Genomic DNA, 7,089 nt, shown 5'->3' with positions numbered 1-7,089 from the left:
AGCATAGCTTAAATTTTTATTAAAAGCAACCTAAGCTATGACTATATTATACGAGGAGTGAATATCCTATGAAAAATATTTTACTGATCGGAGCAGGTCATTTTGGACGACATATCGCTATGCAGCTTTCACAATTAGGGCATCAGGTCATGGCAGTTGATACTGATGAGGAAAGAATTAACGATGTACTGCCGTTTGTCACCAAAGCACAAATCGGTGACAGCACCAATGCAGAGTTTTTACGTGCTCTCGGCATCAGGAATTTTGACGTTTGCTTCGTAACTATCAGCGGTAATTTTCAAAACTCGCTGGAAACTACTTCTCTTTTAAAAGAACTGGGAGCAAAATGTGTAGTATCTCGTGCTGAACGCGATGTCCAGGCAAAGTTTCTGCTTCGTAACGGTGCAGACAATGTAGTCTATCCTGAAAAACAGATGGCTATATGGGCAGCCAAACGCTACACTGCAGACCATATTTTCGATTATATAGAAATTGACAAGCAGCACGCTATTTTTGAAGTAGAGGTGCCAAAAGCATGGGTTGGTAAAAGCATCGGTATGTTGGATGTCCGCAAAAAGTTTGGCATCAATATTCTTGGTATAAAACGTTTGGGAAAAACTGACGTCTCAATTACGCCCGATACCATATTATCCGACGATATAACAATGCTGGCATTAGGCGAGTATAATGCACTGCAAAAGTGTTTCCGGATATGAATAATATTGCTTAAACGCAGAATATTTAAGACAGCAAAAAGGCTGACGCCTTGCGTAAGTACGAAGCGTCAGCCTTTTTATATTCTCGACAACTCTTTTATTTCAATAATTCCTTAATTTTTTCCAAGTTTTCCGCAAAATATACTCCCTGCTGCTTTTCCTCTGAAGAAAAACCTTTAAGAATCATCTGCTGCAGAAAGTGCTTTATATCATCATAATAACCGTCAAGATTATAATAGATGCACGGCGCCTGCAGCTGTCCCAGTGACAGCTTGGACATAATCTCACTGACCTCCTCCAGCGTTCCCACGCCGCCGGGAAAGGCAATAAAAGCATCACCAAGCTCAATCATCTTCGTCTTGCGCTCTGCCATATCTTTGGTAACTATCAGCTGCGTCAGTCCCTCATATTGATAGTCTTCATCTATAAAAAATTGCGGCTCCACGCCGATAACCTTACCGCCTGCCTGCAAAACGCTTTGTGCCAGCTCTCCCATCAGGCCGGTTTTAGAACCGCCATAAACCAACGTATTACCACTCGCACCAATCCAGATGCCAAGCTCTTTAACCGCAGCCTCAAATTTAGGATCATTGCCTGTGGATGAGGCAAGATATACTGTTATATTCATGTTAAGACCTCCGAATATTGTTTAATCTAAAAAACCACCATAAAAATACCTGTGCAAGCGATATGGAATATTTTTTCTATATAACTTGATGCAGGATAAGGATGCTTGTTCATACCCTTCATATTAAAAAGCTGATACCCGGCAAGCGTAGTATCAGCTTTTTCCTATGTATCCGTAAATTCAATTTTCTATGGTTATCAGCAGGATTTTTTCTCAGGTACAAGTATATTATAAGCCATTAGTACGTCAGAATCTGTCTATCTGCAAAAGAAGATGTTAGACATGCCAGATAAACTGTTTAATTAAAGAGAGATTACTGTGAAATGCAGCATTAAGAAGCTAGATTTTGCCATCAAATTTCTTAATGCTGTTTTTGTTCTTCACAGCAATCTCTCATTTCATAATATTCTTTGGCTCTTTCAGGCTCTCCGCTATACTGTTTGCCAGCGGCACCATTCTAGTATACCGAAATTGTTCTCTACCCTAACGCCACATCCAGCACCATCATAACACTGAAGCCTACGGCAAAGAAAATCGTGCCGATATTAGAATGCTCTCCCTGCGACATTTGAGGAATCAGCTCCTCTACAACAACATAAAGCATTGCACCGGCAGCAAAGCTCAAAAGATACGGCAGCACCGGTATTACAAGCTGAGCAGCAAGTATCGTCAGCACAGCTCCGATTGGTTCCACAACACCGGAAAGCACACCGCCCCAAAATGCTCTGTTCTTACTCTCTCCCTCTGCGCGAAGCGGCATAGAAATAATCGCACCCTCCGGAAAGTTTTGAATAGCAATACCGATGGACAAGGCAAGCGCCCCTGCTGCCGTAATTGGCGTATTCCCCGCCAGAAAGCCGGCATATATTACACCGACTGCCATTCCCTCAGGTATGTTGTGCAGCGTTACAGCCAAAACCATCATCGCAGTACGGCTCAAATTGCTCTTGGGGCCCTCAGTCTGCTCACTTCCCACATGCAGATGGGGAATCAAGTGGTCAAGCATGAGTAAAAATAATATACCAATCCAAAAGCCGATAAACGCAGGGAGAAAGGACAGCCTTCCCATACTTTCGGATTGCTCGATAGCAGGAATCAGCAGGCTCCAGATAGACGCTGCAACCATAACACCCGCAGCAAAGCCCGCAAGCGAGCGCTGCACCATATCGCTAAGCGATTTTTTCATAAAGAACACACACGCCGAACCGAGTGTTGTTCCGATAAATGGAATAAGAATTCCCATGAAAGTCTCCATTACTTCACCATCCTTGTATAAAAAATTTGTTTCTTGTCAACTTAATTATACTACAACGGTAGGAATTATGATAGCTAAAGCGGAGATTTATTTGGGGTTGTATCATCTGCTTTTTTGCAGCGGAGTTAATACTGCAGGCGAAATCAGCGGCAGCAGGAAGCTTATGACTTTGGCCTTAAGGCTTAATCACTAACCATCATACTGAACAACCAAAAATGCTGATACCCTGCAAATCCTAGCGACCTGTATGAGTATCAGCTTTTTGTTGTTGGTGCAAGTTAATAATCCTAATATCTTATTCTTCCGTATCCTCTACTTCAGACACCAGGCAATCATCCTGCTCCAGTTCATCCTCAGCCCTTATCCTTCATACCCAAAAACCTGATTTACCTTATCCTCAAATTCTTTATAAAAAGGCGCTGTTTCCGTATCAAACTCAAATCAATCATTGCCTTTACTGCTGCATGATAATACCAGCTCTGTACATCCTTGCCACGTTTGAAGCGCTGCCATAAGTTCTCACCGTATTTAGCATAATCACGCGCAATTGCACGCATATTAGCCAGCTTATCTGCCAAAACCAGCTTCTGCTCACGCTCATCCGCCTGCGCCAAATGCGCCAAAGCTTCCTCTTTACGTTTTTCCCACTGAAAAATTTTATCCTGCATTTTCCCAAACACTTTTCCCAAGCATAACAAAAGAGCCGCCGAAGCGACTCTTTTTAATTGCAACGCCAAGCTAAAACACTACTGTTCCAGCAAATCCTCCACAGCGCAGCCAAAAACCTTCGCCAATTTATAAACTGTTTCCACACTGGCCTTATTGATATCTTTATGGCGCTGTTCATACATCTGTATCGAGCGTAAGCTGACTCCAGAGCGACGGGCAAGCTCCGCCTGCGTCATACCGGTATAGCCACGAAAGCGTTTCAAATTCGTTTCTGCAAAATGCTCTCGCATAAGCTTATCTATGATATCTGCAAACTTAGTAACATCAGATTCATGCAACGTGTAATACATTCTCTGCAAATCATTATAGCTGACTACCTTAAAAATATCCTTATACTGCCTGTCCGAGCGCCATTGGTAATACGCCAGCGCCCAGCCCATCCAGTATTCCGGCGACCGGCCATAGTTAACCTTTGGCTCTATATGCAACTCTTTACCTGTCGCCTCCTTGATAACATCCAGCGCAATCTCTATACCGCTTTTGCCCGGAATATATTTAGGATCCGCCTTCCCCATACGCCTGCTGACAGAACTTCCGGCAAACATCTGCATAAAATCTTCGCCAGCTATATCGCAGCTGTTGATGGCATAATCAAAAGCATCGCCAAGCCTATCCTGCGCTTTATTTAGATACGTTTCTGGGTATGCGTGCATCGTCATTACCAACACGTCCTCTCATAATGTCTTGAATATATAAGCCATCGCTTTCTTCTTCCAACATCTGCTCATAAATCCTATCAGCTTCTTTGTTTCTATCACAACGCTTATCATAGTATTTATCTTTTTCAGCATTGTTATAACCTTCAAAATGTAGCTTAGAAAAAGCATATTGCGACTTAATAACAATCTGCTCGCCAAGTTTGCCCAAACGCATTGCCCTTGCCAGTTGCTCCACAGATATACCATTATTTAAAAATGTTTCTGCATAATCAAAATAAGAATCATCTGCACGATAACCGGTAATGATATCATATGCATCCACATTGACTGCAAAATTATCAATCAGATATTGCTTTGCTCGTCTGGCAACAGGATTCTTAAGCGTAAATAAGCGATGTTCAACCAAAACTGCAATCCAATTCAGAATCGTGTATTGCGGACTGTTCAGATGGAGTATTTTTAAGTATTCTGTGTCTAAGGTATAACGATTGGCATAACCATCATGCAAATCAGATACAGCCCATTCCATCGCCAAAGCTTCACTTTCCGTACAATAAAAGCCTAACCCAAAATCATTATTACGTCTTCCTTTACCAAAAGCCGGAACCTCTACGATATTCTCCGAACCGTGATACAACGTAATTATTTTGTCCATCTTCATCGCCTCCATTCTGCCTTAGCTCAAGTATATCACCACAGTGATATACTTGCAATATTAAAAAGCCGACGGAAGCAAATTCCGCCGACTTTTTTTATAACACAACACTTATTTAACTCACAGTTTTTCCAAGATACTGTAGTGCTATAATATAGTTGTAACAGAGGCTAATAAGATATAATAACTTCGAAGGGAAAAGAGGTACATATTATGCCACAAATTTATCCAGAAGAATTTTCTAAATAGCAATAAGAAGTTGCACACTTTTTGAAAATTAAGATGCATAGATCTTATCCAACTCAAGTTCAAACAGTTCATCTGGAGTTTTATATCCTAGAATCTTCCTTGGAAGTGAATTACACCAATCAGCGATAAACATAATATCTTGGCAGCTATAATTGTCCATCCTCTTTCCTTTTCGGATGAATCTTTTGAGCAAACCATTATGGCGCTCATTACTGCCTCTTTCCCAAGAACTGTAAGAAAGTGTTTACCTTTTTGATGGTTTGTGATATCTTTGGTGTAGTCCATTGTGATTACCCCTTAGTTAGTTTTTTGTGTAGCAACTTAATCTTAACACAAAGGTATCACAATGGACTATTTTTTATTCAATTTTTCAGGTGTGCAATTTCATTATACAATGAGCCAACGCTATGCTTTGCACTACTTTCGCTACATCAAAGTTTATAGCATAGTTATTTCTACAGCATTGACTCCATAGAACTGCAATGCTATACTAAAAATAGCAGAGGCTAGTTTGTCTGGTTTTGACGCCGAGCAGTAATCGGCACCACAATTTCCAGAGCCGCTAGTCTCATTTTTTATAATGCTCTTATATTGGAAACTAATTGACATCTTCAGCAAATAAAGCTACTATAAGTATATGGAGTGAAAGCCCCACTGAGCCGACGTCATTTCAGACGCCTGCCGTGTTACGGATTCAATTCAAAAAAGGATGAGCCTGCAAGCCATGGTTCCTGTTAGTAACGAGAGCAGCCACGGTTTGAAGCTCATCCTTTTATTTTGCAACTATGACATACTGCTTTACTTAGCAATAACACTTATCTACCTATATTTTACCATGAAATAATTTAAACCTAAACCAAGTACTTTACGTTAATATAAGCAGCCTTTGTTTATCTCTACTGCTTCAATGCGCACCTTTTTTTCCACGATTACTTCATTATGATATGTTATACTTTGTTCATCGGTTGAATACCGACATGTTCCTTGAAAACTGTTTTGACAAATATATCGTATAACTCGGTGCACTAAAGGGTTGTCAACCCTTCCGAGAATACCGGAAGCTGTGACCAGGCTGCCTGCGGGATACTGCGGCAGTGAGGTTTCTGTTGCTCCGTGAGGACTGACAGAGAAGCCCAAAAGGCAACACAGAACGGTATGTGCGGATCTTGGTGCCGATTAAAGCGCAAAGGATTCTGGCAGCGACAATAGACGCTAGCTCGAAAGGCTAGAAAAATCCGTGAAACCTGCAGCAGGGATGCTGCAGCGAACTTAGCGGAAACTCCGAAGCAAGCTGTTGGTAGTGAAGCGGAGAAATCCGTGTATAACAGAATTCTGAGGTAAAAGTAGCTCAATACCTGGTTGCGCATACCATAAAAATGCAATTATCTGAAAGATGGGTGAAATTTGCGGGTAGCCATTCCCGCGGCAGGTAAAAGGGGCAGGAAGCTCAGGGTCGCTCCCGAAGGCTCAGACCTGTCTTCTGCGTGGCTGAAGAATTCGGAAACCGTAGATTACGTAAGGCGAAGGTCTATATGATATATTTGTCAAAGCGGTTTGTCAAGTGGGCATAACAAAAGGCAGCTATCAGCAAGCTTCATGCATGTGTAATAGCTGCTTTTTTGTTAGCACGAAAAACTTTAAACAGATTATCATTATACAATGAGCATTTATATTTAAACACAAAAAAACTGATTGACTTCTACAAGTTCAATCAGCATTTTCATTCTATATATTGTTCCAACATAATTTATGTTGGTGCCGCGGACCGGAATCGAACCGGTACGGGTATCACTACCCGAGGGATTTTAAGTCCCTTGCGTCTGCCAGTTCCGCCACCGCGGCAGACATAACTACTTAACACCTTTTAAGAAATAAAAATGGAGGCGACACCCAGAATCGAACTGGGGATAAAGGTTTTGCAGACCTCTGCCTTACCGCTTGGCTATGTCGCCTTAAAAGGTGGAGCGGAAAACGAGATTCGAACTCGCGACCCCCTCCTTGGCAAGGAGGTGCTCTACCACTGAGCTATTTCCGCAATATGGTGCCTCAGCACAGAATCGAACTGTGGACACAAGGATTTTCAGTCCTTTGCTCTACCAACTGAGCTACCGAGGCATGATTGGCGACCCGGATGGGACTCGAACCCACGACCTCCGCCGTGACAGGGCGGCATTCTAACCAACTGAACCACCGGGCCA

The 7,089-nt window shown here is 42.1% G+C and carries 6 protein-coding genes, 5 tRNA genes and 1 pseudogene; 1 reads left to right on the top strand and 11 read right to left on the bottom strand.

Annotated elements, in window-relative coordinates; all coding sequences use genetic code 11:
- Positions 1-68: 68 nt before the first annotated feature.
- Entirely contained in the window at positions 69-716 is a 648-nt protein-coding gene (locus tag RDW05_RS11520; protein ID WP_307979170.1) for a TrkA family potassium uptake protein, read from the top strand.
- Between the two features lie 97 nt (positions 717-813).
- Here RDW05_RS11520 and RDW05_RS11515 read toward each other — a convergent pair whose 3' ends face one another.
- The 11 genes and pseudogenes from RDW05_RS11515 to RDW05_RS11465 all read right to left on the bottom strand — a co-directional run bounded on the left by RDW05_RS11515 (position 814) and on the right by RDW05_RS11465 (position 7,088).
- Positions 814-1,344 (bottom strand): TIGR00730 family Rossman fold protein, encoded by a 531-nt coding sequence (locus RDW05_RS11515; RefSeq protein WP_307979169.1) that lies wholly within the window; start codon positions 1,342-1,344, stop codon positions 814-816.
- 478 nt (positions 1,345-1,822) lie between these two features.
- Positions 1,823-2,599, bottom strand: coding sequence for a ZIP family metal transporter (locus tag RDW05_RS11510; RefSeq protein ID WP_374111043.1), 777 nt, complete (start codon positions 2,597-2,599; stop codon positions 1,823-1,825).
- Positions 2,600-2,985: 386 nt separating this feature from the next.
- Complete coding sequence (locus RDW05_RS11505; protein WP_307979167.1) at positions 2,986-3,267, bottom strand: hypothetical protein; 282 nt, start codon at positions 3,265-3,267, stop codon at positions 2,986-2,988.
- A gap of 78 nt (positions 3,268-3,345) precedes the next feature.
- Complete coding sequence (locus tag RDW05_RS11500) at positions 3,346-3,981, bottom strand: helix-turn-helix transcriptional regulator (protein WP_307979166.1); 636 nt, start codon at positions 3,979-3,981, stop codon at positions 3,346-3,348.
- The gene (locus RDW05_RS11495; RefSeq protein WP_307979165.1) at positions 3,950-4,642 is read right to left on the bottom strand and encodes a DUF3990 domain-containing protein; all 693 of its coding nucleotides are present in this window, start codon (positions 4,640-4,642) and stop codon (positions 3,950-3,952) included. Before RDW05_RS11495 ends, RDW05_RS11500 begins: the two co-directional genes overlap by 32 nt.
- Before the next feature lie 277 nt (positions 4,643-4,919).
- Positions 4,920-5,126: pseudogene (locus RDW05_RS11490) on the bottom strand (transposase); the annotation flags it as partial.
- Between the two features lie 1,518 nt (positions 5,127-6,644).
- Positions 6,645-6,733: transfer RNA gene (locus RDW05_RS11485), tRNA-Leu, on the bottom strand.
- Positions 6,734-6,769: 36 nt separating this feature from the next.
- Positions 6,770-6,843: transfer RNA gene (locus tag RDW05_RS11480), tRNA-Cys, on the bottom strand.
- An 8-nt stretch (positions 6,844-6,851) separates the two neighbouring features.
- Positions 6,852-6,926: transfer RNA gene (locus RDW05_RS11475), tRNA-Gly, on the bottom strand.
- Between the two features lie 4 nt (positions 6,927-6,930).
- Positions 6,931-7,006, bottom strand: a tRNA-Phe gene (locus tag RDW05_RS11470).
- Positions 7,007-7,011: 5 nt separating this feature from the next.
- A tRNA-Asp gene (locus RDW05_RS11465) sits at positions 7,012-7,088 on the bottom strand.
- Position 7,089 lies beyond the last annotated feature (1 nt).

Source organism: uncultured Phascolarctobacterium sp. (assembly GCF_902463975.1).
GTDB lineage: Bacteria > Bacillota > Negativicutes > Acidaminococcales > Acidaminococcaceae > Phascolarctobacterium_A.
Note: the sequence above shows the minus strand (reverse complement) of the source record. Positions and strands in the feature narration are given on the sequence as shown.